Raw genomic sequence first — 26,304 nt, 5'->3', positions numbered from 1 at the left:
CTGCCGGACTTACGCGCTCACGCGCGGCCCTGTCAAGAAGCGGCCAGGGGGGCGCTCAGTCCGGCCGGGCCTTGGGCCGCCGCCGGGCATAGCTTTTGAGCATGCGGGTCAGCTCGTTCACATCCACGGGTTTGGTCAGATGCCCGTCCATCCCCGCGGCCAGGCTGCGCTCGGCGTCGCCGCGCATGGCATAGGCCGTCATGGCGATGATCGGCGTTTCCACCGCGCCGGGCAGGCCGCCGGCGCGGATCTCGCGGGTGGCCGTGTAGCCGTCCATGACCGGCATCTGTACATCCATGAGGATGAGGTCGATGTCCTCGTGCCGGGCGCGCCAGATATCCAGAGCTTCCCGCCCGTTGACCGCCGGAATGCAGACCGCGCCCATGCCGTCCAGCAGGGCTTCCATGATTTCGCGGTTGATGTCGCCGTCCTCGGCCACCAGCACGCGCAAGCCCTTGAGGCAGTTCAGATCCTCGGGGCCGTCGACGGCGTCGGCGGGCAGGTCCGCGCCCGCAGCCAGCCGAAACGGCAGCTCCACCCGAAATACGCTCCCCTTGCCTTCCTCGCTCTCCACGGAAATGCCGCCGCCCATCAGCGCGGTGAGGCGGCGGCAGAGGGCCAAGCCCAGGCCCGTGCCTCCGAAACGACGGGTGATGGAGGTGTCCGCCTGGGAAAAAGGCTTGAAAATACGGGCCTGTTCCTCAGGGCTCATGCCGATGCCCTCGTCGCTGACGCTGCAGCGCAGGCACACCATATCCGTGGTGCGGTGCGCCAGTTCCAGATCAATGCGCACCGTGCCGTGCTCGGAAAATTTCACCGCGTTGCTGCCCAGATTGAGCAGTATCTGACGCAGGCGCAGGGCGTCGCCCGAAAGGACGGTCGGGATGTTCGGATCAATGACGGTTTCCAGACCGAGCTTTTTGGCCTGGGCCTTGGGCTGGAGCAGGGTCAGCACGGCCTCGATTTCATGCGCGGGCTGGAAGGGGAGATTTTCCAGCTCCATGTGGTTGGCCTCAATTTTAGAAAAATCCAGCAGGTCGTTAATGATGTCCAGCAGGGATACGCAGGTGCCGTGGATTTTCTCGATGTAGTCGCGCTGCTGCGGCGTGAGGTCGGTATTCAGGGCCAGATAGGCCATGCCCATGATGCCGTTCATGGGCGTGCGAATTTCGTGGCTCATATTGGCCAGAAAAATGCTCTTGGCGGCATTGGCCGCCTCTGCCTCATTCTTGGCCTCGCGCAGCATGCGCTCGTGCAGGCGGCGTTCCGTGACGTCGTCGGTATAGCCCGCGATGCGGCGATTCTCCCCGGAGCCCATGACCTCATAGGCCAGTTTGAGCCAGCGCTGGCCCAGCCGGGGATGCAGCACGCGCACCTCGGTATGTTCGTGCCGCCCCACCACCCAATCCGCAGGATGCCGCAGAGCCCGCCAGGCCTCGCGGTCCTCGGGCACAAGGCGCGCTTCCACCGCGTCCACGCGCTCTTCATCGCCAAGGCCTTCAGGCAGGCCCAACTGGCCGAAAAAAATATCGTTGCCCGTGAGTTCCAGCTCCCCTTCGCCGTGCCGCAGTTCAAACACACCGAGCCGCCCCAGGCGGCAGGCCAGGGAAAGCCGCGCCAGGCTCTCCCGCAGGGACTGGTGCATGGCCTGAATCTCACTGACATCCTGATGGTAGCCGGTGATGCGCACCAGGGGGTCGTCGGCCGCGGAAATGCGGCGGCCGCCGCAACGCACGAAAATCACGCCCCACTTGGGATGATGGTAGGGATAGCGCACTTCGTGCATCTGGGTGTCGGCCAGAAACCGGTCCACCACGTCATTGACGTCGTCGTCGCACTTCTTGTCCACCCGACCGCGCCAGAAGGCGAAACACTCCTCCGGCGCGGGATGCTCTTCCAGTCCCAGCAGGCGCAGCATAGGCGCGCTGGCCAGCATGGAGCAACAGCCGTTGCGGGTGTCGATCATGATCACCCAGAGGCCGGTATTGGCGGCATCCATGGCCTCCTGCATCCAAGACTGTTCTTTGAGCAGGTTACGCCAGGCAAGATCTTGGCTCATGGAAACTCCGGAAAAATGAACGTATCCGTTTCTACCTTTTTTAACAGTGCAAGGCAATGCGGGGACGCCGCAGGCTTGCGCCCCACGCCCCCGGATGCTATTTTTCCGCTTCCGTAACGTGCGGATCATGCGCCGGAACACAGCAGCGGAGAACAGCCATGACACAGCCCACAGTGGTCATTAAATACGGCGGTCACGCCATGGACAAGCCGGAGTTGAGCGAAGCCTTCGCCACGGATCTGGCCCATCTTGCCGGACAGGGCATGCGCCTTGTGGTGGTGCACGGGGGCGGGCCGCAGATCAGCGCCCTGCTCGCACGCCTGCGGGTTGAAAGTCGCTTTGTGGACGGCCTGCGCGTGACGGACGAAGCCACCATGCAGGCCGTGGAAATGGTGCTCTGCGGCCAGGTCAACAAGGCGGTAGTCAGCGGCTTCGCGCGGCACGGCGTGCGCGCGGCGGGCATTTCAGGCCGCGACGGCAATCTGCTGCGGGCGCGGCGCAAGAACCCGGCCCTGGGCCTGGTGGGCGAGGTCACGGAAGTGGACCCGGCCCTGCCCCGCTGCCTGCTGGACACCGATTTTCTGCCGGTGGTGGCGCCCGTGGCCTCGGGCCCGGACGGCGAAGCCCTGAACATCAATGCCGATACGGCGGCGGGCGCGCTGGCCGGGGCCCTGGCGGCCGAGTATTTTGTGCTGATTTCCGATGTGCCGGGCGTGCTGAACGCCGACGGCAGGCTGATTCCCGGCCTGAACCGGGCGGAAATCGCCCGCCTGAAAGAGGCCGGCGTGATCAGCGGCGGCATGATCCCCAAGGTGGAAGCCTGCCTGAACGCGCTGGACGCGGGCTGCTCGCGCGCGTTGATTCTGGACGGCCGCGCCCAATCCAGTCTGCGGCGCTATCTCCTGGATGACGCGCCGCTGGGCACGGTGGTGGCGCGATAGGGGCTGCCTCCAGATGCGGCATAATGCGGCACCATACCGGAGCTGTTTCTAAATTGAAAAATTTTGGCTTTCCGGCAAAGAATACGAATTTTTTGCGGCGGGAGTGTACTCTCATGATACTCAACCAAAGGAAAAAACGAGTCTGACGCAGCCGGAAGTCAAAAGAGCCCATTTAGAGCAGCTCCTAGAACAGATTAACGTTGAGAATTGACATTCTCAACGTTTTTAAGGCGCTCGCCCTGCTCTCAATGTCCGTGCGGCGCGCTTCGCGTGCCTACGGCCATGGCCCTGCGGGCCACCCTTCGGGTCGGTCTCCGGCGCTTAGCTCTGCTGTCCTCGCCCGTAAAGCTCGAAGACTCGCTAACGGGCGAGGCAACCGCGCAAATAAATTGCGCTTACGCCTGTCTCTGCTGTCGTCATCCGTAAGGCGGCATAGCCGCCAACGGCTGACGCTCGTGGCGGACGTCCGCTCACGCAGCCGCCAGAGCAATTTCACTTTGAAATTGCTCTAATCCGGTTCCCGGTGGTGAACCCACCAGCCCTTGTCCACCTGGCCGTACCACCAGCGGTTGGGGTCCGTGCGCAGAACGGCCTCGGCCAGCTCGCGGGCCAAGGGCGTGCGCAAGCGCTTGAGCGCGCTGTCCAGCCATTCCTCGGCAAAGGCGTTGCCCTTGCTCAATTCCACATGCAGATTGCAGATCAGGTCCAACTGATCCGCATCGTGGGCCAGCTCGGCTTCCAGGCTCCGCCCGTCAGCCAGTTCGTCCCAGAAACCGAGGATATCTTCCGCCAAGCCGGTGCCTTGCGTGGCGTCCTCCAGGGCCTCCCGCGCGCGGCACTGGTTATAGCGGTGATTGACGTAGTTGAAATCGCCGGTGCGGGCCTCGTGCAGATCGTGAAACAGGCAGAGAAAGGTCACCCGCGCCGGGTCCGCCCCGGCCAGACGCGCCAGGGCGTAGCCCAGCACGCTGACCCGATAGGAATGCTCGGCCACATTCTCCTTGTCCGAGCCCAGAAAGGCGTAGCCGCTGCGCGGCGTGTGGCGCAGCATGCCCACCTCGTTGCAGAAGTCCGCCAGCCGTCCGAGCTGTTCCGCGGAAAGTCGCTTCGATGTCGTCGTCATATGGCCTCATAGTCCCCCATCCGGAGGGGGCGGTCCCCCGACAGATGGATTTTGTTCTCCGGCAGGGAAAAGGCCGGGCGCGGGACAGGGATAGTACTCTTACGGTACAGACCTGGGCCGCGCCCGGCCTTTGACGCGGTCCAGTGGGCAAAAGGCGCTGTCGCGGGACCGCCCCTACTCCAGGCCGTACTTCCGCAGCTTGTTGTGCAGGGTAGCCCGCGTAATGCCCAACCGCCGGGAAGCCTCGCTCTTGTTGTCGCCGGTCTGGCGCAGCGTTTCCTCAATAGCCCGGCGCTCCACCATGTCCAGAGACAGTCCGGCCAGGGAGACATCCCCTTCGGGCACAAGCGCCGCTTCCGCCAGGGGCGAGGCATCAATGACATTGGCGGGCAGTTCGCGGCCCGTGATCAGATCGCCGTTGCAGAGAATCACGGCCCGCTCCACGGCATTTTCCAGCTCGCGGACATTGCCGGGCCAGGGATAACGCAACATGCTGTCCAGGGCCTGGGGCGCGAATCCCTTAATGCTCTTGCGATTGCGCCCGGCAAAGCGCTGGAGGAAATGCGCGGCCAGCAGAGGAATGTCTTCGCCGCGCTGGCGCAGGGGCGGCACGTCGATGCTGATGACATTGAGCCGGAAATAAAGATCCTCGCGGAAGCGCTTTTGCGCCGCCTCAAGGCGCAGGTCGCGATTGGTGGCGGCCAGCACGCGCACATTCACGGTGATGGGCGAGTCCGAACCCACCCGCTGCACTTCGCCCTGTTGCAGGGCGCGCAACAATTTGGCCTGGAGCTGCATGGGCATCTCGCCGATTTCGTCCAGAAACAGCGTGCCGCCGTTAGCCTGGACAAAACGGCCCTCGCGGCGGCGTTCCGCGCCGGTAAACGAACCCTTTTCATGGCCGAAGAGCTCGGATTCCAGCAGGTTTTCCGCCAAGGCCGCGCAGTTCACGGTGACCAGAGGCTTGTCCGCGCGGGCGCGGCCCTCGTGCAGGGCGCGGGCCACCAGTTCCTTGCCGGTGCCCGATTCGCCGGTGATCAGCACGGTGGCTTCAGTGGGGGCCACGGTACTGATGATATGAAGCATGTCCTTGACCGCCTGGCTGCGGCCCAGAATGCCCGGGCGGGTCGCGGCATCGGTGAGCTGGCGGCGTAGTTCGCGGTTTTCCACGCTCAGGCGGGAATGTTCGATGGCCTTTTCCAACGTGTGCTTGAGGGCCTCGAAATCCAGGGGCTTGACCAGATAATCATATGCGCCCAGGCGCAGGGCCTCCACAGCGGTTTCCACCGAGGAATAGGCCGTCATCAGCACCACCGGCAGCGCCGGATTATATTCCAGAATGCCCTTGAGCGCGTGGATGCCGTCCATGCGCGCCATACGCACATCGGTCAGCACCGCGTCAAAGGCCTTTTCCCGCACCCGGTCCACGGCCTCGTCGCCGTCGGTGGCCTCATCCACCGTGTAGCCCCAGGACCCCAGCATGGTTTTGAGCATGCCGCGGTGGGCATCGTCGTCATCGACCACCAAAATGTCGATTTTCACCCTTACCCCTCCTTGCCGTATATGCGATATACGCCGGGGACACGGATCGGGCGAACGGTTACGCGCCCGGCCCGGCGTCCAACCGGATTATTCTCATTTTCGGGATTGCCGCAAGGCCTAGTTTTTCCGCCCCTTGCCGCGATAGCGCAACTCGGGGAATTCCTCAGGCGCTTTAGGCGCCAGGGGCAGCCAAAGGCGGAAAATGGTTTCCCCGTGGCCGTCTTCACCGGCAAGCTGCGAATAGACGCTGATCTCGCCGTTATGCGCCGCCACTATCTTGTGCACCATGGCCAGCCCCAAACCCGTGCCCTGGCCCTTGGTGGTGAAATAGGGATCAAAAATATGAGCCAGGGCGGCGGGATCAATGCCCTTGCCCGTATCCCGCACCATCAGGCAGACCCGACGTTTGGCCTTGGCGATGACCAGGGTCATGCGCCCGCCGTCGGGCATGGCGTCCAGAGCATTGAGGCAAAGGTTGAGCAGGGCCTGACCCATGCGCTCCGAATCCACCAGCACGTTGGGCACGCGCCGGGAGGTGCGGTATTCCAGCCTGACATTGCGTTGCTCCGCGTCCTGGCGGATCAGACGCATGACGTGCGCCACCACATTCTCCAGGCAGACCGGGCGCGGGCGAACATCGCTGGGCCGGGAAAGGCCGATCAGATCCGTAATCACCCGGTTCAGGCGGTCCACCTCGCGCACCATGACGGCGGCGGCCTCGCGGTCGTCGCTGCCCTCGGGGAAGCGCTGGCCGAAATAGGTGGCATAGCCCTTGATGGAACTCAAAGGATTGCGGATCTCATGCGCCACGCCCGCCGCCAGATTGCCCACGGCGGCCAGCTTTTCCTTGCGGCGCACCTCTTCCTCCAGACGGCGCACTTCGCCTTCGGCCTTGCGCTGCCGCTGACGCGACTCGCGGGCGCGCTGGGCATAATACAGGGCCAGCAGGCAGAGCAGCCCCACCAGCAGCGTCACAGCCGCCAGCATAGCCACATAGTCGCGGTTCTGGCTGCGGGTGATCTCAAAGGGCGAGACATCCAGGCCCAGAAAAATGATCGGCATGGGAAAGCCCTTGGGGATGTCGCGCAGGCCCGGCGTGAAGTAACGATAGACCACGAAGACCCGTTGCCCCTCCACCTTCATGATGCCCCATTGCGCCGCCGCGTCCGGGGCCAGCTCGCGCATGCGCTTTTCATCCAGTTCCCGGCCCTCAAGCTGGAGGATCTCGCCCAGGCGCACCCGCTTGCTGTGGGCCACGATCGTGCCGTCGGGCATGGTCACGGCCACGAACATAATGTCCGGGCTGGCGGCCATTTCCTCCAGCAGAACCTGCAGGCGCACCCCGGCCTCGCTGCGCATGCCCGAACGCAGAATGCTTTCAAAAGCCATGATCAGCGAAGAGCCCTTTTCCGCCAGCAGACGGGCCATAGCCGCTTCACTGCGCTCAATGGAGATGAAAGCCAGCAGCCCCACCATCAGGGCCAGCACCACGGCCGCACCGCCCAGCACCAGGCCCAGGGGCGTGCGGGAAGCCCCCACGCGCATGGCCAGGGCACGGGGAGGCGCATCGGGCGCGGGGGCGTCGCCCCCGCCGGGCACAACGCCGGGAGCGCCCGGCGCGGACCGGACGTCGTCTTGCTCAGCATTCATATTTCGACTATAGCCGTCCCGCCCGCGGCTGTCATCCCATGGGCCGCTGTGGGGCTAAATTTTTTGCACGTTTTTTGCAAGAAATTCCTAAAATGCGTGGAAACAGACAACCGGCGCTCTTAACGCTTGCGCCACGGAAAACGGCCTGATATTGGCTGAACAATACGCTGAGTCAGCCAAAGCTCTGCGACAGACGGCTTGCAATTCAGCTACGGCACGGAGAACAACAGTAATTTCGCAGACTGTCGGCCCATGTAACACAGTATTGTTGTTGCTTGTACTCACAGTGCCGTCTGTATACGCACGGTTCGCAGATGCGCCCACAAGCAGCGTTTCCGGGCCGCAACGTTCGGCGACACGAGAAGATATGCCGGATCGAACTTCAATAAAGGTTACTCTATGTTAAGAGTTTGTTTTTCGCTTTGCCTTCTGGCGGCGTTCTGCCTCTCGCAGCCCGTGGTTGCGGGGCATAGCGGCCCCGGCCCGTACAACGGGCAGGGCGAATACAGAATGGGGCGCTACCGAGGCAACGTCCAGGATATAGATGATTGGTTGGAACAGCTTCCCCCGAATCAACAGAACAAAGCCAGAAGAATCATAGATGACGCCCGCCCCCGTGTCCGTGAGCTGCGCGGCCGCATCCGGGAAAAAATGGCGGAACTGGAAAGCCTCAGCTACGACCAGGGAACCTCCCCGGATACCCTGCCCCGCCTGGGCCGGGAATTGCAACAGTTGCGCGACGCCCTGCGGGCCTCCCTGATGGATGTGGACGAGCGCCTGCGCCGTGAAGTGGGCGTTTCGCTGGGGCCGCCCGCCAGCCGGGGCTGCCGGATGAGCCATGCCGGCATTCCCCCGGCGGATGAAGAAGAGTAGAGGTTGTCGCCACGAGCGTCTGATTGCGAAAAATATGTTTTTTCACCGGCTCGCGGGGCTGCGCCGCCCCAAACCTCTACGGGTTCTGTGTGTCTGATTTGGAAAATCAGACACGAGCCCCCATCCGTTCACTAAGAGCATTTCAACTTTGAGAATACACATTCCCAAAGTTTTTAAGACGCTCGCCCTACTCTCAATGTCCGTACGGCGCGCTTAGCGTGCCTGCGGCCATGGCCCTGCGGGCCACCCTTCGGGTCGGTCTCCGGCGCTTAGCTCTGCTGTCGCCATCCGTAAGGCGGCATAGCCGCCAACGGCTGACGCTCGTGGCGGGCGTCTGCTTACGCAGCCACCAGAGCAATTTCAAAGTGAAATTGCTCTAAGAACTCCGGGCTCCGGCGCGGCCGACCGGCCCCCGCCTGATATCTTGTCGGCACGGGGTCGCTTTTTCCACTTCCCGCCCCCCCGTGCCCCTCCGCTTCCGCCTGTGTGAAATATAGTCACCTGTGTAAATTTTATACAACCTGTACGCGCTCTGTATAAAAAACATACGCCCCGCTTTTTATTCTTCCCGCATCAATAGAGGAAAAACTCTATTAAATTATAATAGGTTAGCCGTTTTGTCGAACGTTGGCACGCGCATTGCTATAAGAGGGCATGACGCACGGAACACCGAGCGCCGAGAAAAAATAACCTAACTGCTTGAAAGGTAAGGAGATTATAATGAGAAGTTCCCGTTTCATTCTGCCCGCCCTGCTGGCCGCCGCTCTGACTGGCGGCATACTGGTCACGGACAGCATGGCCCGCTCCCACTACAGCCCTGATTCCGGCTACGGCTGCGAAGGCTGCCCCGGTGGGTACGGCCAAGGATGGAACAGAGGCGCGGCTCTGAGCCCCGAGCAGCAGGAAAAATATACAAAGATCGTGGACGAGTACGCCAAGCGTATGGATCCCCTCCAAGACCAAATTTTCGTAAAACGGCAGGAATTGCGTGCCCTGAGGAACGCTACCAACCCTGATGTCAAAGCTGTACGGGAAACAGCTACGGAACTAACGAAATTAAATAATCAGCTGGGCGCCCTGCACGATGAAATGGCCCAGCGCCTTGAAAAGGAAGTGGGTGAACCCGCAGGCGCAGACACCCGTCCTAATGGATACGGTCCCGGTTACCACATGAGGGGCCACGGTATGGGTTACGGTCACGGCATGGGCTATGGCCACGGTATGGACCAATACTAGTCGACAACAACCTTTAACCTGCTGAATCACCAACTTGTTTATCCGCCGACGGGCGGTCGACATATACGAAAAAAATAAAACAAATTTCCTTGCCGCTCCCAGCCCCCATCAGGAGCGGCAAGGAGAACCCCCCGAAAAACCTCCTCCTTTGAACAGAACCCTCTAACCATCGGAACATCCTCCCTCTCAGCGGCCGCCGGTTGCCCCCGGCGGCCGCCCTTCCTTTTTAAGCATGGCGTCCGCAAGCGGCGCCGCCCGCTACAAATCTACACGGCAAACCCTGTCCATTGCGGCCCCACCGCGCCCAGCCGACGGCCGCATCCACAATTCAGCCCTTTCGCGGCACGCGGCGGCACACGTCCGAGAGACCGGCCGCTCCAAGCAGAAATTCTCCCCCGCCCGAAGGATCAACCATGGCTGCAAAGCCCGCCCGGGAAGCGTGGCCGCCGTGACGCAGCGAAAAACCACGTTTTTCGCAATCAGACACTGGATGCCCGCGCCCTGTTCGCCGAATATTCCGTCCCAACAGGACCTGAGGCCGCCGGAAACGGCAATTGCCCCGCCAACGATGACAGCCGGCGTTGCCGCCGGCTGTCATACTGTCGCAAGGGGAAAAAAACGCGTCGTGCCCCGGAAATCAGGCTTCTTTCATACGGATGATGAGCTCATTGAGCCGCTGGGCTTGCGCGGCAAGGTCGGACACGGCCTTGGAGGCCTCGGCCATGGCCCCGGCGGTCTGTCGGGACATGTCGTTGACCTGGACGATGGACTGGTTGATCTCCTCGCTGGCGGCGGACTGCTCCTCGCTGGCCGTGGCGATGGCGTTGACCTGATCCCCCGTGGCTACCACGGTGGCGACGATCTCTTCCAGGGCCGCGCCGGAGCGGCTGGCCAGCTCATTGGCCTCGCCGATGCGTTCCACGGCGTTGTCCACGCCGGTCATGCTCTTGGCCGTGCTTTCCTGAATAGCCGTGATGGCGTTGCCCACGTCGTTAGTGGAGGCCATGGTCTTTTCGGCCAGTTTGCGTACCTCGTCGGCCACAACGGCGAAACCGCGCCCGGCCTCGCCCGCGCGGGCGGCCTCAATGGCCGCGTTGAGCGCCAGAAGGTTGGTTTGGTCCGCGATGTCCGAAATCACGGCCATAATCCGGCTGATGTCCCGGGCGTGTTCATTGAGCTGGGCCATATCGCCCTTGAGGGCCAGGGACATCTGATGCACATCCTCAATGCTGCGCACGGCCTTTTCCACCACCTGCGCGCCGGCCTCGGCCTTTTCCTTGGTCTCGGCGGAGGCGCTGGAGGCGGAACCGGCATTCCTGGCTACTTCCTGCACTGTGGCGTTCATCTCGTTCATGGCCGTGGCCGCTTCGGAGAGCCGCGTGGCGGACTCGGCCGCGCCCCTGTCGGACTGCTCAATCTGGGCCGACAACTGGGTGGAGGCCGAAGAAAGCACGGCCGCCACTTCCTCCAACTGGCCGGCGGCGCTCAGCATGCCCTCGCGGCGCGCGCCCTCGGCGGCTTTGCGGGCTTCCTCAGCCTCACGCATGGCTTGGCGAGCCTCTTCAGTGGCCGCATGGGCCTCCCGCGTCTTTTGCTCGCTGTCCGCAAAGAGTTGCTTGAGGTTTTCCACCATGGCCCCAACGCCTCGGGCCAGAGCCCCGATCTCGTCCGTGCGGGCCGCGCTCTTTTCCAGGCTGCGACGCTGCGTCTCGTCAATCTCAAAATGCCCCTCGGCCACCCGGCCCACAAAGTGCGCGCCTTCCCGCAGGGCCCCGGCGATGCTCCGGGCCACCAGAAAGATGATCAGGCCCACCAGCAGGGCGATGCCGCCGGAAATCAGGCTGTTGCTGCGCAACAGGGCCTTGGCGGGCGCGAGCACTTCGGCCCGCTCCACGCTCACCAGCACGAACCAGTTCATGGCCGGGATGCTGCGGAAATAGGCGACCTTTTCCTTGCCGCCCCAGCCGTAGACCAGGCGGCCGCTGCCCTGGGCGAGGATCTGCCTGACCCAGTCCAGCTTGCCGTCCTCGTCGCCGATGTAGTCCTTGTTGGGATGCATCAGCAGCAGGCCGCTGCCGTCATAGACGAAGCAGGCCCCGGTCTTGCCGATTTTGATGCTGTCCGTGGTTTCCGCGCTGAGACTTTTAAGATCCAGCGTGGCGTAGATCACGCCCAGCGCCTTGGTTCCGTTCATGACCGGCGCGGAAAGGATGGTGGTGACCTGGCCGGTGGTTTTGCTGCGCGTGTTCTGCACGCTGCTTTTGCCCTGCATGGACGCCGTGAAATACGGGCGCTCCCCGAGGTCCATGCCCTTTCCCTTTTGGGTGTTGGTATGGCCCACGACTATGCCGTCCGGACCGATCAGCCCCACATCCTTGAGCAGGGGGAAATCCTCGGCCAGACTTTTCAGCGCCTGCTGCATGCCGGGCCGCAGGGAAGCTCGCTCCTCATCAGACGAGGCTCTGAGAAAGTTGTTGATGCGCGCAATATTCGCGCCGTTGTTCAACACATTGCGCAGCAAACCGGTCACGCTTTCCAGCTGGCTGGTTTCGCTCAAGGCCATCATGTCGAGGTCCTCGCCGATCTGCGCCTCCAGAGATTTTTCCGCGCTGACATAGCTGAACCAGGTAACCGCGCAGAGCCCCAGCAACGCGGGCAGCAGAATAAAGAGCAACATTTTGGGCAATAATCGCAACTTCATGCCATCTCTCCCTTCTCCAATCGAACGACGCGGACAGCGGCGTGAAAAAGGCGTCACAGCGCAGACGCAAGCCGAAAAAACAGGCTCCCGCTACCGGAACATCCGGGCCGGAGAGACCCCATGCAGATACGGGCGAAATGAAGAGCCTATGCCGGTTTTCCGTCTTTAGGGCAGATTAACTTTGAATTTTACAAATTTCAAAGTTGACATTCCGGCGAAAAGCGTGGTTTTCGCCGGAATCCACGCCGCGTTGCTCTCGACGCCTGTACGCCCTTTGGGCTACAGGCACGGCCCTACGGGCCGCCCCTCGGGTCGGTCTTCGCGGCGCGCCGCACCGTGTGCGGCGGCAGATTAACATTGAGAATGAGCATCCCCAACATTGACGCTGCCCTCCTCCCGCGGCGGGAACACGGTCCCGCCTTGATTCGGGCGTGGGCGTCCGCTTCGGCAACCGCCCACGCAAAGTAATTCTTCAAAATTACTCTGCCCTGGAAAAATCCGACCGGAATGTGCCCGATACTGAATAAAGCGGCCTGACATGCCGGGATACGGCATCTGCATGGACATAAGGCCGGTGCTCTGAAACATGACGAACCACTTTCCTGTTTGCTTTTTCGCCATATTCCGGAAAAAGATTATAGTCGCGACGATATTGCCGCCACCGCATGTCAAAGACCCTAATATGCTAGCGCCGTTCAGAACGAAAAACCAGAGGGAGGAAAAGTGCGGCCTGTCGCGCACCTATGGCCTGGGCCAGAGCCGCAGAACAGGGTCCGCGCCGTAGCGGACGTTGCGCGGCCCGAGGCCCAGCCCGGCCCAGGCCGGGCGCAGTTCGTTGCCGTGGCCCCAGAAATAGCCCTGGCAGGCGCGCGGCGCCTCCAGACGCGCCAGGGGCTGCCCTCCCGGCTCGCGGGCGGCCAGATCCCGCACGGTCATGAACAGGGCCCGGCTCATGACCCGCGCGCCCAGCGCCGGATGACAGGGCCCGGCCAGCACAGCCCCGGCCAGGGAAACCTCCGGAGCGAGACCCATGCGGATCACCGGCGTCCCGGCGGCCCGCGCCAACAGCCAGCCGCGGGCCAGGGCGTCCAGGGTGGACTCCATATCCCAGGGTTCATAGGCTCCGGCGCGCCAGAACCCGGCCAGGCCCGTGCCCTCCAGCACCAGACAGGGATAAAAACGCAGCATGTCCGCGCCCGCGTTCAGGGCCAGGGGCACATCCGCCAGAAAAATCTCCGGGCTCGTCCCCGGCATGCCCGGCAGCAGCTGCACGCCCAAGGCCAGGCCCGCCTCCTTGACCCGGGCGCAGGCGCGCAGGGCCGCCGCGCCGTCATAACCGCGCCGGGCGGCGCGCAGGGCCGCGTCCGCGAAGCTCTGCACGCCCAGTTCCACAGCCGCGCAACCGGATTGGCGCAAACGGGCCAGCAGGGCCGCATCCAGGCAATCGGGCCGGGTGGAACAGCGGAAGGCGGTTATCTGCCCACGCGCCAGCGCGGCGGCGGCAAACTCCAGACAAGCGTCCCGCTCCGTTTCGGGCAGGGCCGTGAAAGTGCCCCCGTAAAAGGCCAGTTCCGCCGGAGGCAGACCGCGCGCGGCACGCAGATCCAGGGCCGCCCGGGCCGTGTCCAGGATTCGGCCCGGCGTGGCCTCGCTCTTATCGGTCCGGCCGGTCTGGACGTCCTGCGCGCAGAAAACACAACGCGTGGGACAGCCACGGAAAGGCAGAAATACCGGCACAATGGGCCGGGCACGCGGGAGCGGCGGCCAGGGCGCGTTCAGCGGGAACAAAGCTGAGGAAAGGCAATCGGACGGCATAGGGCCTCGCGGAACAGGATACGGGACAAGGAACAGAACAGGGCAGCAACAGGGATGGACCTTTGCCGGGACAGTGAACACAGCCGGGCAAAAAAGAAAAATCTTGCTCAGACCAGGACTTGCGTGTATTTATAAAAGAAAGTGTCACTTGTGTGAAGCGGATGCGCGCCATTCAACTATGGACGCGGGGATCGCCTGTGCGACGGCTTGGGGCCGCCAGCCGCAGAAGCGTGGCATGAACGCGCCGGAGAAATTCACGATGAAAAAAACACTGACCAAAGCGGATATTGTGGAGGCCATCTACGAAGAGACCGACAAAAACCGCGTGGATGTGAAAAACGTGGTGGAGCAGCTCCTGGAGATCATGAAGACCGCCATCAAGAAGGACCGGGCCCTGCTGATCAGCGGCTTCGGCAAATTCGAGTGTTACGACAAGGCCTCCCGCAAAGGCCGCAACCCGCAGACGGATGAAACCATCACCCTGCCGCCGCGCAAAGTCATGGTCTTCCGCTTGTCGCGCAAATTCCGTTCGGAACTCAATCCTTAGAGCAATTCACGTTTAAAATGAGTGAATAGCTCTGGTGGCCGCGTGAGCGGGCACCCACGCCCAGGTGCAAGGAAGCGACCGGAGACGGCATAGAGTTTGAAATGTGTAACATTTCAAACTCAACAGCTGTAAGAGCGGAGCATTGTTGAGCCCTGACCCGCTCAGCGGCAACCCCGTTCCCGGCCCATAGCGGGGCCGTAACCCGCTTTGCGCGTGGACGTCGACCTTGTTGACGTCCACGGCACGTTGCGGCCATGCCGTCCGTTTTCCGCTCCGCTGCCCGCGACGCCAGTTGAGGCCGGTAGCGGGCGTTACCGCGCCAGATTGTCGTGCGAGAACGGACAATCCGTTGTGACCGTGGGAGTGGCGGAATCGGGGCGTTGTGCCGGGAGTCGCGCATGCTGTTCAATTCCTATCCCTTTCTGTTCTGCTTTCTGCCTCTTCTGCTGCTGGCCTGGCGGCTGGCCGGGGGCTTCGGCTCCGCGCGGCTGGCCTTGGTGCTGCTGTTCTTTTCGGCGGTCTTCTACGGTTTCTGGGGCACGGGCTTTCTTCTGCTGCTGGCCGTCATGGTGGGCATGAACTACGCTTTCGGCCTGGCCCTGGCCGCGCCGGAAAACCTGAAAAAAAGACCTCTGAGCCTGTCCCGCAAGGGCCTGCTGGCCCTGGCCCTGACGCTCAACCTGCTGCCCCTGCTCTGGTTCAAATACTCCTGGTTTCTGGCCCAGAACCTGGCTTTGCTCTTCCATACGGAATGGAACTTCCAGCCGCCCGGTCTGCCCCTGGGCATTTCCTTCTACACCTTCATTCAGATCGCCTGGCTGGTCAGCGTATACCGCCGCCAGATCGCGCCGCAGGGCCTGGCGCGGCACGCGTTGTTCTCCTCCTGCTTTCCCTATGTGATTTCCGGCCCCATTGTGCGCTACGAGCAGGTAGGCCCGCAGTTCGACGCCCTGGCCGATCCCGACGCCGAGGGCCTGGCGCGCGGCTTCAGCCTGTTCAGCATCGGCCTGGCCAAAAAAAATCCTCCTGGCCGACAGCATCGCCCTGTACGCCGACGCGGTGTTCAACGCGGCGGAAAAGGCTTTTCCCCTCAGTGGCGCCGAAGCCTGGCTGGGCTCGTTCTGCTATACCTTCCAGCTCTATTTCGACTTTTCCGGCTACACGGACATGGCCCTGGGCCTGGGTCTGATGCTGGGCCTGCGCCTGCCCGAGAACTTTAATTCACCCTACAAATCCACGGGCATCGTGGATTTCTGGCGGCGCTGGCACATTACGCTCAGCGCCTGGCTGCGCGACTTTCTGTACATCCCCTTGGGCGGCAACCGGGCCGGACGGCTCAAACAGTACCGAAATCTCTTCCTGACCATGCTCATCGGCGGGGCCTGGCACGGCGCGGGCTGGACCTTCATGATCTGGGGGGCTCTGCACGGCCTGATGCTCAGCGTGAATCATTTTTTCCGCGCACAAATCAAGGGCTCGCGTCTGGAAGCCATACTGGCCTCCGCGCCGTTGCGCCTGCTGTCCATTGCCTTTACCTTCCTGTGCATTAATTTCTGTTGGGTGGTCTTCCGGGCTCTGAGCCTGGACGGCGCATTGCGCGTCTACACCGCCATGTTCACCGGCCCGTTCAGCCTCCAACCCGGGCCGACGGGCGGCCTGCTGCCCAACCACTACTTCCAGGGCTGGCAGCCCTTCGCCCTGCTCATCCTCTGCGCCGTGCTGGTCTGGGCCTTTCCCAACAGCCGGGAAATTCTCCAGGGACGCCGCGACGGCTCCCGGCCCTGGCTGGCCTGGCGGCCTTCCCGGCTCTGGGCCTCAGGTCTGGCCCTGCTGGCTTTTGCGGCGTTGATTCTGGTCTCGCGGCAGTCCACTTTTTTATATTTTCAGTTTTAGCGCCGGGAGCCTAGCATGCGACTTTTCCGAACATCTTCCACCAGCCCGGAAGAGCGGCCCGAGCCCAAGACCCCGAGGGCTTTGCCTGCCCGCAATCTGAGCGACGCGGCCTATCTCCGGCGCTATTTCAAGACCCTGCTGGCCCTGTCTCTGCTGGGCCTTGTTCTGGTGCTGCCCTATACGTGGTGGTGGCTGTATGAAAGCGGCGACGTGGCCGTGGAGCGCGCCGTGGAAGCCCAGGCCGAAGGCGAATTCGCACTGTTCGGCTCCGGGGTTTCCCAGGATTTCGTGGACTACAAGCTGCGGCTCTACGCGGCGGTCAAGCCGGATATCACGGCCGTGGGCTCCTCGCGGGTCATGCAGTTCCGCGCGGCCTATTTCCGCAAGCCTTTTCTGAACATGGGCGGGGTGGCGGGCAATCTGGCGGTGCTGCGCTCCACCCTGGACGCCATGCTGCGCATCCACAAGCCCCAGGCCGTGATCCTGGGCCTGGATTTCTGGTGGTTCATGCCCCAGTGGGAAGCCCGGCCCTTTGAGGAAGTGCCGCCCACCAGCGGCTCCTATAATTACGGTTTCGAGAGCCTCAAAAAGCCCTGGAGCTGGCTGCTGGACGGCAAGCTCTCCCCGGCGGAGTCGGCCGCGCCCCTCCTGAGCCCCTTCGGGCACGGCTTCCGGGCCGGGCGCTACGGCATCATGGCCCAGCAGACCGACGACGGCTTCGGCCCGGACGGCTCCTGGTACTATACGGCGGACATCACCGGCCAAAAGCGCCCCTTTGATTACCAGTTCAGCGACACGCTCAGCCAGGTCCGCCACGGCATCAAGGCCTTTTACCGGGCCAAGCCGGGCCAGACCGGTCCCAGTGAGGAACATCTGGACGCCTTTGCCGAAATATACTGCCGCCTCAAGGCGCGCGGCATTCAGACCTTCGTGTTCATCGCGCCGCTTTCCGAACGCGTGCTGACGGCCATGCGCGAGCACGAGCGGGACTATCCCCACCTCTTCGCCCTGCGCGACGCCCTGCTGGCGCGGGGCATCGACGTGCTGGACTGCACGGACCCGCGCGCCTTCGCTTCCAACGACTGCGAATTCATCGACGGCTTTCACGGCGGCGAAGTCACCTACGCCCGGATTTTGCGGGCCATGGCCGACCGCTGGCCCGCCCTGCTCTCCTATGTGAACATGGAGCGGCTCAATGCCGCCATCCGGGACTGGCAGGGACACGCGCTGGTGCCTGACGAACGCCTCACGAGCCTGCCGGAAACGGATTTCATGCACTTCGGTTGTTCCAAACGTCAACCCTGAGAGTGGCTCACGCATTTCGTGCGTAAACCTCCCTGCAAGGATTCGCAGACAAATCCTTGCCCCAACATGCGCGTAGGCGGGCTTTGCCCGCTGCAAACGAGCAATTCACGTGTAAATACTCCAGGAGGAATTATGCGGATGTTCCGTCATTTCTTTCTCAGCGCGGCGGGCCTGGCCTGCGGCATTGTCTGCGGCCTGGGAGTACACCCGGCATATGCGGCCCCCGTGCGGGACGCCTCCGCGGAAACAAGCGCCAAAGCGGCCACCGCCGCCACCCGCGCGGCCAACAAAGCCGCTGTCCAGGATCTGGATTTCAACGACCGGCAGGACTATGCCGACGCCCAGCGCGGCTTTATGGCCCCCCTGCCGGACAACGGCCGCATTCTGGACAAAAACGGCCGTGAAACCTGGAATCTCCGGAAATACGCGTTTCTGGCCCCGGCCATGAGCCGGGACATGCCGCCCTCCCGGATCATGCCCACGCCCGCGCCGGACACGGTGCATCCCTCGCTCTGGCGGCAGTCGCAGCTAGTGTTGCGCGACGGCCTGTACAAAGTCACGGAACGCATTTACCAGGTGCGCAACGCGGATCTTTCCAACATGACCATCATTGAAGGCGATACGGGCCTGATCGTGGTGGACCCCCTGATTTCCGCCGAAAACGCGGCCGCCGCCCTGGATCTCTACTACACGCACCGCCCGCGCAAGCCCGTGAAGACGGTCATTTATTCCCACAGCCATGTGGATCATTACGGCGGCGTGCCGGGCGTGACCACGGAAGAGGACGTCAAGAGCGGCGCGGTGCGGGTCATCGCGCCGGAGGGCTTTCTGCGTGCCGCCATGTCGGAAAACGTGCTGGCCGGAACGGCCATGGGCCGCCGGGCCCAGTACATGTACGGCGAATTGCTGCCGCCGTCGCCCACCGGCCATGTGGGCGCGGGCCTGGGCCTGAAAAATTCCGGCGGGTCCACCGGCCTCATTCCGCCCACGCGTACCATTGCCCAAAGCGGCGAGCGCCTTGAACTGGACGGCCTGACCTTTGTTTTTCTGCTGGCTCCCAATACCGAGGCCCCGGCGGAAATGCACTGGTACATTCCCGAACTGAAGGCCCTGACCGCCGCTGAAAACTGCACCCACACCATGCACAATCTCTATACCCTGCGAGGGGCCAAGACGCGCGATCCCTTGAGCTGGTGCCGCGCCCTGGACGAAACCCTGGCTCTCTGGGGCAACGAGGCCGAAGTGCTGTACGGCATGCACCACTGGCCGGTCTGGGGCAATGAACGGGTCCGCCGGACCCTGGCCCTGACCAGCGATCTCTACCGCTACATCAACGATCAGACCCTGCATGCAGCCAACCAGGGCCAAACCATGCTGGAAATCGCCGAAAATCTGCGCCTTCCTCCGGAACTGGCGCGAATCTTCGGCCTGCGCGGCTATTACGGCAGCCTGAACCACAACGTCAAAGCCGTGTACAATTTCTATCTAGGCTGGTTCGACGGCAATCCCGCGCATCTGCACGCCCTGCCGCCGCGCGCGGCGGCCCGCAAGTATGTGGAATACATGGGCGGGGCCGAGGCCGTGCTCCGGCGCGCCCGCAAGGATTTCGCCCAAGGCGAATACCGCTGGGTAGCCCAGGTTCTGGACCACGTGATCTTTGCCGATCCCGGCAATATCACGGCGCGGGAACTGGCGGCGGACGCCCTGGAACAGCTGGGCTATCAGGCGGAGAGCGGCCCCTGGCGCAATTTCTATCTCAGCGGGGCGCGGGATCTGCGCGGCCTGCCCCCGGCCAGGGACGAAAATGCCGCTCAAAAGAGCAACAGCCAGTCGCGGGCCATGACCCCGGATCTTTACTTCGACTATCTGGGCGTGCGCCTCAACGCCCAGCGGGCTCAGGGCCGCAGGCTCGCGCTGCGCGTGAAGCTCAGCGATCCGGAACAGGTCTGGGACCTGCGTCTGGGCAACAGCGTGCTGCACGCCCGCCTGAGCGCGGACGATCCCGATGCGGCCTCCGCGCCGGAAGCGACCCTGACCGCCGCCATGCCCACGGTCATGGCCTTGTTTGAGGGACGCCTGAGCGTGGCCGAGGCCGCAAAACAGGGACTGATTGAGGGCGACAGCCAGACCGTGGCGGAGCTGCTGGGCCTGCTGGACCGCTTCACGCCCGACTTTCCCCTAGTGCTGCCCGGAAAGGAATAAGTGCGCATGAGCTTCATGTTTTCCTCAGGACGCTTTCGGCGCAGCCCGGTTCCGGCCGTCTTCCCGGCTGTCTTTCTGGCCGCATCCCTGATCTGGGCCATGCCCGGCAACGCTTCGGCGGACCAGGCCCAGGCGCCGGGCACATCTCCGGCGGCGGCAATACAGGCCGCGCCGCCGGTCCCCACCCCGGCCGCACCCGCCACGAAGAAGGCGCAGCCGTCCCGCAAAAACGCACGTCCCGCGCGTAAAAAGAATCCGCCGACCCAAGCCGCTCCGGCGGCAGCGTCGCAGCAACCAGCCGCGACCGCGTCCGGGCCGAAGGAGGAATCTCCGGCCCAGGCCAGGGCCCCTGAATTGCCCGAAGGCCCGGCGGGGGACGCCGCCCGCGCTTACGCCCAGGGGGATTTCCTCAAGGCCAGGGACATCTGGCAAAAGCTGGCCGAGGAGGGCGACGCCCAGGCCATGAACAATCTGGGCGTGCTCTATGACCAGGGCCACGGCGTGGAGCCCGACATGGGCCGGGCTCTGCACTGGTTCGCCCAGTCGGCCAAGGCCGGGCACCCCTCGGGCATGAGCAATTACGGCCGCATGCTGGAGCAGGGGCGCGGCATTGCCGCCAACCCGCAGGAAGCCGCCCGCTGGTTTGACCTGGCCGCCCGCCAGGGCCAGCCCGAAGCCCAGTACAATCTGGGGCTGCTGTACGAACGGGGCCGGGGCGTGCCCCAGGATGACAAGGCGGCCGCCGCCTGGTACAGCCGGGCCGCGGCCCAGCAGCAAAGCGAGTCCCTGGCCCGCCTGGGGCATTTCTACCGCGCGGGCCGGGGCGTGGCAAAAAACCCCGGCCGGGCCGTGCTGCTGCTCTACGCGGCGGCCATGAGCGGCGAAGCCGGGGCCATCCGCGAACTAGAAGAAATGGCGAAAGAGGGCCCGGCCCGCCAGGCCGCCGTACTCTTCGGCCAGAAGCTGGACGCCACGGACCGCGCCGCCATGCGCGCGGCTCTGAGAAAATCCGGCACGCCCGCCAGCCGCGAGAGCGACGACTTTATCTGTGATCTGTACGACGTGCGCCGGGTGGTGCCCGGCGCGGAGCAGATGGCCGCCTGTTACGGGCCGGGCTCGCCCGCGCCCCTGGGCTTTCTGAAAATCGACTATGCCGCGCCGGACAAGGCCACAGCCGCGCAGATCCTGCACATGGTGGAAGAACGCTTCGGGCCGCCCTCAGCCGGTGAAGGGGACGACGCCCGGCTCTGGAACCTGGGCTCCGTGGTGGTGGCAACCCAGTACGCGCCCACCCACCGCCAGATGAGCCTGATGTATATGGTGCCGGGCGTCTACCATCTGACCCGCCGGCCATAGCGGAATAAGCCCTTCGGGGTCATTCCGTTCTCCGCTCGTCGTTTTATTCTGCCCTGCGGGCACAGAGGCTTTACGCCTCCCGGCGTTTGGGCCGCCTATCGTTGCTGTCTTCATCCGTAAGGCGGCCCAAGCCACAGCGTAGCGAAAAAAGCCGTACCCGCAGGGCTCGAAATTCCTCATCCGTATGACAAGCCCATAGAACAATTGTGAAAGGTAATCTGCTATAAATGCAGAATAATTCTGCCTACGAGCGGAAAACGGAATGACCTTGGCGCGGCCCTCTCCTCCGCTGGACGGGGACGATTCTTTTGTCTATGCTGCAAAAACGTAGCTCTTTTGCATTTCAGCGGGATGGAGGCCTTATGGAGGACGATACCGCGAAAAGCGGCCTTGCAAAGCGCATACAGCTCAGGCAGATCGAGCAGACCATGGCGAAAACCGTGGCCGAAAGCAAAGTTCAAGATAAGTTCTATGGGGAAGCCGTTATCGAATATCTGCGCGACAACGGCCAGATCATCTGTATTTCCGACGACAAAGCCTTTACCGATCTGTTGCGCGAGGCCGTATGCACGCGGTTGAAGATGCCCTCCGGCTGCCTGTCCATCAGCAGCAACGCCGATATGCTGCTGCACACCCTGCGCCACATGATCTCGGCCAGAAACGCGCCCCTGCTGCTCATTGAGCAGAACCTCAGAGGCCGGGACATGACCTATCTGCTCCGGCAGCTCAAAAATGCCTATCCGGAGCTGTGGATCATCAGCGTCGCCCGCGAGACCAACAAACAGCGTTTTGTTCTTCTGCACGAAAGCGGCGTGGACAATTGCATCGTCAAACCCATCGGCGTGCAGGCCCTGCTTGAAAAGATCGCCCTGACCATCAAGCCCCACGGCAAGCTGGGCCGGGTTCTGGAATGGGCGCGCGCCCTCATGGCCCAGGGCGAGCATCTGCGCGCCCTGCAGGTCTGCAAACAGGCCCTGGACCTCAAGGCCAATTCCGCGGCGGCCCTGCTGCTCATCGGCGACGTCTTCCGGGCCATGCGGCAGTATGATAAGGCCTGCGAGGCTTATGAAAACGCCAGCCGCACCTCGGCCATGTATCTTGAACCCCTGCGCAAGATGGCGGAAGTCTACGCGGAGACCGGCAATACGGCCAAACGCCTGGAATGCCTGGAGCGCCTGGACGGGCTTTCGCCCCTGAACGTGGAGCGCAAACTGACCCTGGGCGAGATATACCTCCAGATGAACCGCCCGGAAAACGCCAGAAAAATTTTCGATCAGGCCATGACCCTTTCGGACCGCGAAGCCACGGAATACATCTCGGGCGTGGCTTTTCGCGTGGCCGACGTCTATATGGACAAGGACCCGCAGACCGCCGTCGCCTTTCTGCAGCGCGGCCTGGAGGCCAAAAGAGGCTTCTGGGGCACCGAGGACCTGCTCACCTTCAACCGCGTGGGCATTCTGCTGCGCCGCGCGGGCAAATGGCGCGAAGCCGCCGAGGAATATCTCAAGGCCCTGAAGGTGGCCCCCAACGATGAAAACCTGCACTACAATCTGAGCATGGCCTATCTGGAGGGCAAGGATTTCGAATCCGCCCGGGCCTCCACGCTCAAGGCTCTGGCCCTTAATCCGGACCTGCCGCGCAAATCCTCGCTCATCGCCAGCAACCTGGCTACGGTCTTTGTGCGGACCGGCGACAATATGCACGCCCTGCCCCTGCTGCGTCTGGCTCTGGAACAGGACCCGGCCAACGACCAGGCCAGGGATCTGCTGACCCAGGTGAGCCAGGCGAGCCGGGAAGAAAGTTGATCCCAGGCCGGGGAGTGGAAAACGTGCCCCGGCCTTTCCGGATCAGATTAACGTTGAGAATCGGCATTCTCAACGTCGGCGCGGCCTTCAGCCGGTGTTTACGAACACCGGCTTTTTTTGCGCCCATGGGTCGGTGCGGGCCAGTGACTCAAGCGGCATATAAAGACGTATATTATATGTATTGAAAAGCATATTGAAGACGTCACAATATATCTCTTCTTATTTATGCCGCAATAAACATATTGCGGCTCTTTTTTCATTGGTTATAGTTATACATAATTGCAGTGCATTTTTCCTTCACACATTTTTTATACAGACGAGGTCGCTATGGACAAGATTTTACGCATTGATGTGGGCGCCGAGGGCGGCCCCAAGATCAGGGAAGAGCGCCTGGGCGAATACGCGGGCCTCGCGGGCCGCGCCCTGACCACTGCGGTCATCTGCAAGGAAGTGCCCCCCACCTGTCATGCCCTGGGTCCCGAAAACAAGCTGGTCTTCGCGCCGGGCATGCTCTGCGCCACCACGGCCGGTTCCTCGGGCCGCATTTCCGTGGGCTGCAAGAGCCCGCTCACCGGCGGCATCAAGGAATCCAACGCCGGAGGCACCGGCGGACAGTATATGGCCCGTCTGAACTACGCCGCCATCATCATTGAAGGCCAGCGCCGCGACGACCATCTGTACAAAATCGTCATCAAGGCCAGCGGCGTGACCGTCGAGCAGTGCGACGAACTTGCCATGCTTTCCAACTATCCCTGTGTGGCCCGGCTGCGCGAGGAATACGGCGAAGGCCCTGGTTTCGTGACCATCGGCACGGCCGGTGAAATGCGCATGTGCAATTCCACCATCTGTTTCACCGATCCCGAAGGCCGGGCCACCCGGCACGCCGGACGCGGCGGCGTGGGCGCGGTCATGGGTTCCAAGGGCATCAAGGCCATCGTGCTCGACCCGGCGGACACGCCGACCATGCGCAAGGCCCAAGATCCCGAAGCCTTCAAGGACGCCTGCAAGCGCTTCGCCAAGGGCATCACCTCCCACCCGGTCACCGGCCAGGGCCTGCCCGCCTACGGCACCAACGTGCTGGTCAATATCCTCAACGAAGCCGGTGGGCTGCCCACCTACAACTTCAAGGAAGGCCGCTTCGCGGGCGCGGAAAAAATCTGTGCCGAAACCATGGTGGAAATCCAGAAGAAGCGCGGCGGCAATCCCACCCACGGCTGCCACCGGGGCTGCATTATGAAGTGTTCCGGCATCTGCGTGGACGAAAACGGCGAGTACCTTTCCAAGCAGCCGGAATATGAAACCGTCTGGGGGCACGGCGCCAACTGCGGCGTGGACAATCTGGACGACATCATCCGCATGGACTATCTGGAGGACGACTACGGCCTGGACACCATTGAAACCGGGGCCAGCCTCGGCGTGCTGATGGAAGCCGGGGTCATTCCCTGGGGCGACTCCAAGGCCTGCATCGAAATGATCCACGAGATGGGCAAGGGCACGCCGCTGGGGCGCATCCTGGGCGCGGGCACGGCCACCGTGGCCCGCTGCTACGGCCTGGAACGCGCTCCCGTGGTCAAGGGCCAAGCCATGCCTGCCTATGACCCGCGCGCGGTCAAGGGGGTGGGCGTGACCTACGCCACCACGCCCATGGGCGCGGACCACACCGCCGGTTACGCCGTGGCCACCAATATTCTGGGCCTCGGCGGCAAGGTGGACCCGCTCAAGCCGGAGGGCCAGGTGGAGCTCTCCCGCAACCTTCAGATCGCTACCGCCGCCCTGGACTCCACGGGCTACTGCATCTTCGTGGCCTTCTGCATCCTGGACCAGCCCGAGACCTTCCAGGCTCTCATCGACACCCTCAGCGCCTTCACCGGTCGCAAAATGACCGGCGACGACGTGGTGGCCCTGGGCAAGAGCGTCCTGAAGCAGGAGCGGGAATTCAACGCCGCCGCCGGTTTCACCCGCGCCCACGACCGCCTGCCCATGTACATGCGCCGCGAACTGCTGCCGCCGCACAACACGACCTTTGACGTGAGCGACGAGGAGCTGGACAGCGTCTTCAACTTCTGAGCCTGAGCGACACGGCGGCCGGGTTTTGCCCGGCCGCCGTTTTTTGGATAGCATCACCTCATGCCGGACCCACTGCCCCAACTTGAAATCGCCATCCGCCACGCCGCCCGGGCGGGCCGCATTGCGGAAGACGTGTTACGCGAGCTGGCCATCGCGGCAGGCGTGGACTTGCTCGCGACCCAGCAGGCAGCCTGCCGCGCCGGAATCTGGCCCGCGCGCTATGCCCGCAACGCCCGGCAGCTTTCTCTGCGGGACCAGCTGGCCCTGCTGCAAAGCCGCGTGTTGCTGGTGGGCCTGGGCGGTTTGGGCGGTTGGCTGCTGGAGCAGCTGGTCCGCATGGGCGTGGGCGCGATCACCGGCGTGGACGGCGACTGCTTTGAAGAATCCAATCTGAATCGCCAGTCGCTGGGCAATACGGCCCAACTGGGCCAAAGCAAGGCCGAAGTCGCCGCCGCGCGCGTGGCCGGGATCAATCCCGCCGTGCATTTCACGCCCGTGCCCCGCTTTGCGGACAAAATTTTGCTGATCCGGCTGCTGCGCGGCATGGATCTGGCTCTGGACGCCCTGGGCGGCCTGGCCTGCCGCCTGCCCTTGCAGGAAGCCGCCGCCGCGACCGGCGTGCCGCTGGTCAGCGCGGGGATTGCGGGCCTGACCGGCTGGGTGGCCGTGGTGCCGCCCGGACAGGCGGGCCCGGTTCAATGGCTGGGCACAGGCGAAACATGCGGGACAGATGAAACAGGAGCTTCGCCCGAGGAAGAGCTGGGCAATCTCGCGCCCACGGCGGCGGCAGCCGCCTCCCTCCAGGCCGCGGAAGCCCTGAAGCTGCTCATCGGCCGCGGGGCCGCCCCCGGCATGTGCGTCTTTGACCTGGCGGACGGCACGTTTCAACGCGTCCGTTTATAAGCCGCGAATCCCCTTTCAACTTGCCCGCAACCCGCCCGCCTCCGGAGGAAAAACCATGCGGCTGAACGTCAAATGTTTCGCCACCCTGGCCGAAAAAAGCCCGCCCGGCGGCGTCTGGGAACTTCCTGAAGGCGCGGACGTGGCCCGGCTCATGGACAGCCTGCAACTACCCGCCGCCGAAGTAAAAATCATCTTCATCAACGGCGTGGCCGTGGAGCCTGACGCCGTGCTGCACGACGGCGACCGCGTGGGCCTGTTCCCGGCCGTGGGCGGGGGCTAGCCGCCG

General features: G+C 63.3%; 19 protein-coding genes. 13 read left to right on the top strand and 6 right to left on the bottom strand.

Features of this window, described 5'->3' with window-relative positions:
* Positions 1-55: 55 nt before the first annotated feature.
* Positions 56-2,059: an ATP-binding protein gene (locus HMPREF0326_RS04665; RefSeq protein WP_008683285.1), complete on the bottom strand. Its 2,004-nt coding sequence runs from the start codon at positions 2,057-2,059 to the stop codon at positions 56-58.
* Positions 2,060-2,217: 158 nt separating this feature from the next.
* On the opposite strand from HMPREF0326_RS04665, the gene argB reads away from it, so the two are divergent.
* Entirely contained in the window at positions 2,218-3,000 is a 783-nt protein-coding gene (argB, locus tag HMPREF0326_RS04660) for an acetylglutamate kinase (protein WP_008683284.1), read from the top strand.
* A 508-nt stretch (positions 3,001-3,508) separates the two neighbouring features.
* Here the strand turns inward: argB and HMPREF0326_RS04655 are convergent.
* The 3 genes from HMPREF0326_RS04655 to zraS all read right to left on the bottom strand — a co-directional run bounded on the left by HMPREF0326_RS04655 (position 3,509) and on the right by zraS (position 7,315).
* The gene (locus HMPREF0326_RS04655; protein ID WP_008683283.1) at positions 3,509-4,123 is read right to left on the bottom strand and encodes an HD domain-containing protein; all 615 of its coding nucleotides are present in this window, start codon (positions 4,121-4,123) and stop codon (positions 3,509-3,511) included.
* A gap of 174 nt (positions 4,124-4,297) precedes the next feature.
* Positions 4,298-5,665 (bottom strand): sigma-54-dependent transcriptional regulator, encoded by a 1,368-nt coding sequence (locus HMPREF0326_RS04650; RefSeq protein WP_008683282.1) that lies wholly within the window; start codon positions 5,663-5,665, stop codon positions 4,298-4,300.
* Positions 5,666-5,782: 117 nt separating this feature from the next.
* On the bottom strand, positions 5,783-7,315 hold the full coding sequence (gene zraS / locus HMPREF0326_RS04645; protein WP_009302682.1) for a two-component system sensor histidine kinase ZraS: 1,533 nt from the start codon (positions 7,313-7,315) through the stop codon (positions 5,783-5,785).
* Positions 7,316-7,714: 399 nt separating this feature from the next.
* On the opposite strand from zraS, the gene HMPREF0326_RS04640 reads away from it, so the two are divergent.
* Positions 7,715-8,188 (top strand): periplasmic heavy metal sensor, encoded by a 474-nt coding sequence (locus HMPREF0326_RS04640; protein WP_009302681.1) that lies wholly within the window; start codon positions 7,715-7,717, stop codon positions 8,186-8,188.
* Between the two features lie 720 nt (positions 8,189-8,908).
* Entirely contained in the window at positions 8,909-9,424 is a 516-nt protein-coding gene (locus HMPREF0326_RS04635; RefSeq protein WP_009302680.1) for a Spy/CpxP family protein refolding chaperone, read from the top strand.
* Between the two features lie 637 nt (positions 9,425-10,061).
* Here the strand turns inward: HMPREF0326_RS04635 and HMPREF0326_RS04630 are convergent.
* Complete coding sequence (locus HMPREF0326_RS04630) at positions 10,062-12,125, bottom strand: methyl-accepting chemotaxis protein (protein WP_008683278.1); 2,064 nt, start codon at positions 12,123-12,125, stop codon at positions 10,062-10,064.
* A gap of 741 nt (positions 12,126-12,866) precedes the next feature.
* Complete coding sequence (locus HMPREF0326_RS04625; RefSeq protein WP_020990260.1) at positions 12,867-13,940, bottom strand: radical SAM protein; 1,074 nt, start codon at positions 13,938-13,940, stop codon at positions 12,867-12,869.
* 259 nt (positions 13,941-14,199) lie between these two features.
* Between HMPREF0326_RS04625 and HMPREF0326_RS04620 the strand changes: the two genes are divergently transcribed.
* The 10 genes from HMPREF0326_RS04620 (at position 14,200) to HMPREF0326_RS04580 (ending at position 26,298) form a co-directional block, all read left to right on the top strand.
* Positions 14,200-14,487 (top strand): integration host factor subunit alpha, encoded by a 288-nt coding sequence (locus HMPREF0326_RS04620; RefSeq protein WP_009302678.1) that lies wholly within the window; start codon positions 14,200-14,202, stop codon positions 14,485-14,487.
* Between the two features lie 398 nt (positions 14,488-14,885).
* Entirely contained in the window at positions 14,886-15,707 is an 822-nt protein-coding gene (locus tag HMPREF0326_RS17320) for a hypothetical protein (protein WP_020990259.1), read from the top strand.
* Complete coding sequence (locus HMPREF0326_RS17315) at positions 15,598-16,380, top strand: MBOAT family O-acyltransferase (protein WP_232224939.1); 783 nt, start codon at positions 15,598-15,600, stop codon at positions 16,378-16,380. The genes HMPREF0326_RS17320 and HMPREF0326_RS17315 overlap by 110 nt, the downstream gene beginning before the upstream one ends.
* A gap of 15 nt (positions 16,381-16,395) precedes the next feature.
* Positions 16,396-17,685: a hypothetical protein gene (locus HMPREF0326_RS04610; protein WP_020990257.1), complete on the top strand. Its 1,290-nt coding sequence runs from the start codon at positions 16,396-16,398 to the stop codon at positions 17,683-17,685.
* Positions 17,686-17,817: 132 nt separating this feature from the next.
* A complete protein-coding gene (locus HMPREF0326_RS04605) occupies positions 17,818-19,887 on the top strand; it encodes an alkyl/aryl-sulfatase (protein WP_020990256.1) in 2,070 nt (689 codons plus the stop codon).
* Between the two features lie 6 nt (positions 19,888-19,893).
* Positions 19,894-21,243 (top strand): tetratricopeptide repeat protein, encoded by a 1,350-nt coding sequence (locus HMPREF0326_RS15495; protein ID WP_009302674.1) that lies wholly within the window; start codon positions 19,894-19,896, stop codon positions 21,241-21,243.
* A 362-nt stretch (positions 21,244-21,605) separates the two neighbouring features.
* On the top strand, positions 21,606-23,048 hold the full coding sequence (locus HMPREF0326_RS04595) for a tetratricopeptide repeat protein (RefSeq protein ID WP_009302673.1): 1,443 nt from the start codon (positions 21,606-21,608) through the stop codon (positions 23,046-23,048).
* 327 nt (positions 23,049-23,375) lie between these two features.
* Positions 23,376-25,115: an aldehyde ferredoxin oxidoreductase family protein gene (locus HMPREF0326_RS04590; protein ID WP_008683267.1), complete on the top strand. Its 1,740-nt coding sequence runs from the start codon at positions 23,376-23,378 to the stop codon at positions 25,113-25,115.
* A 60-nt stretch (positions 25,116-25,175) separates the two neighbouring features.
* On the top strand, positions 25,176-26,018 hold the full coding sequence (locus tag HMPREF0326_RS04585) for a ThiF family adenylyltransferase (RefSeq protein WP_008683266.1): 843 nt from the start codon (positions 25,176-25,178) through the stop codon (positions 26,016-26,018).
* 55 nt (positions 26,019-26,073) lie between these two features.
* Entirely contained in the window at positions 26,074-26,298 is a 225-nt protein-coding gene (locus tag HMPREF0326_RS04580; protein WP_008683265.1) for a MoaD/ThiS family protein, read from the top strand.
* Positions 26,299-26,304: the final 6 nt, after the last annotated feature.

The organism is Desulfovibrio sp. 3_1_syn3 (assembly GCF_000145315.2).
GTDB lineage: Bacteria > Desulfobacterota > Desulfovibrionia > Desulfovibrionales > Desulfovibrionaceae > Desulfovibrio > Desulfovibrio fairfieldensis.
The sequence above is the reverse complement of the archived record's forward strand: the minus strand, read 5'-3'. Positions and strand labels throughout refer to the sequence as shown.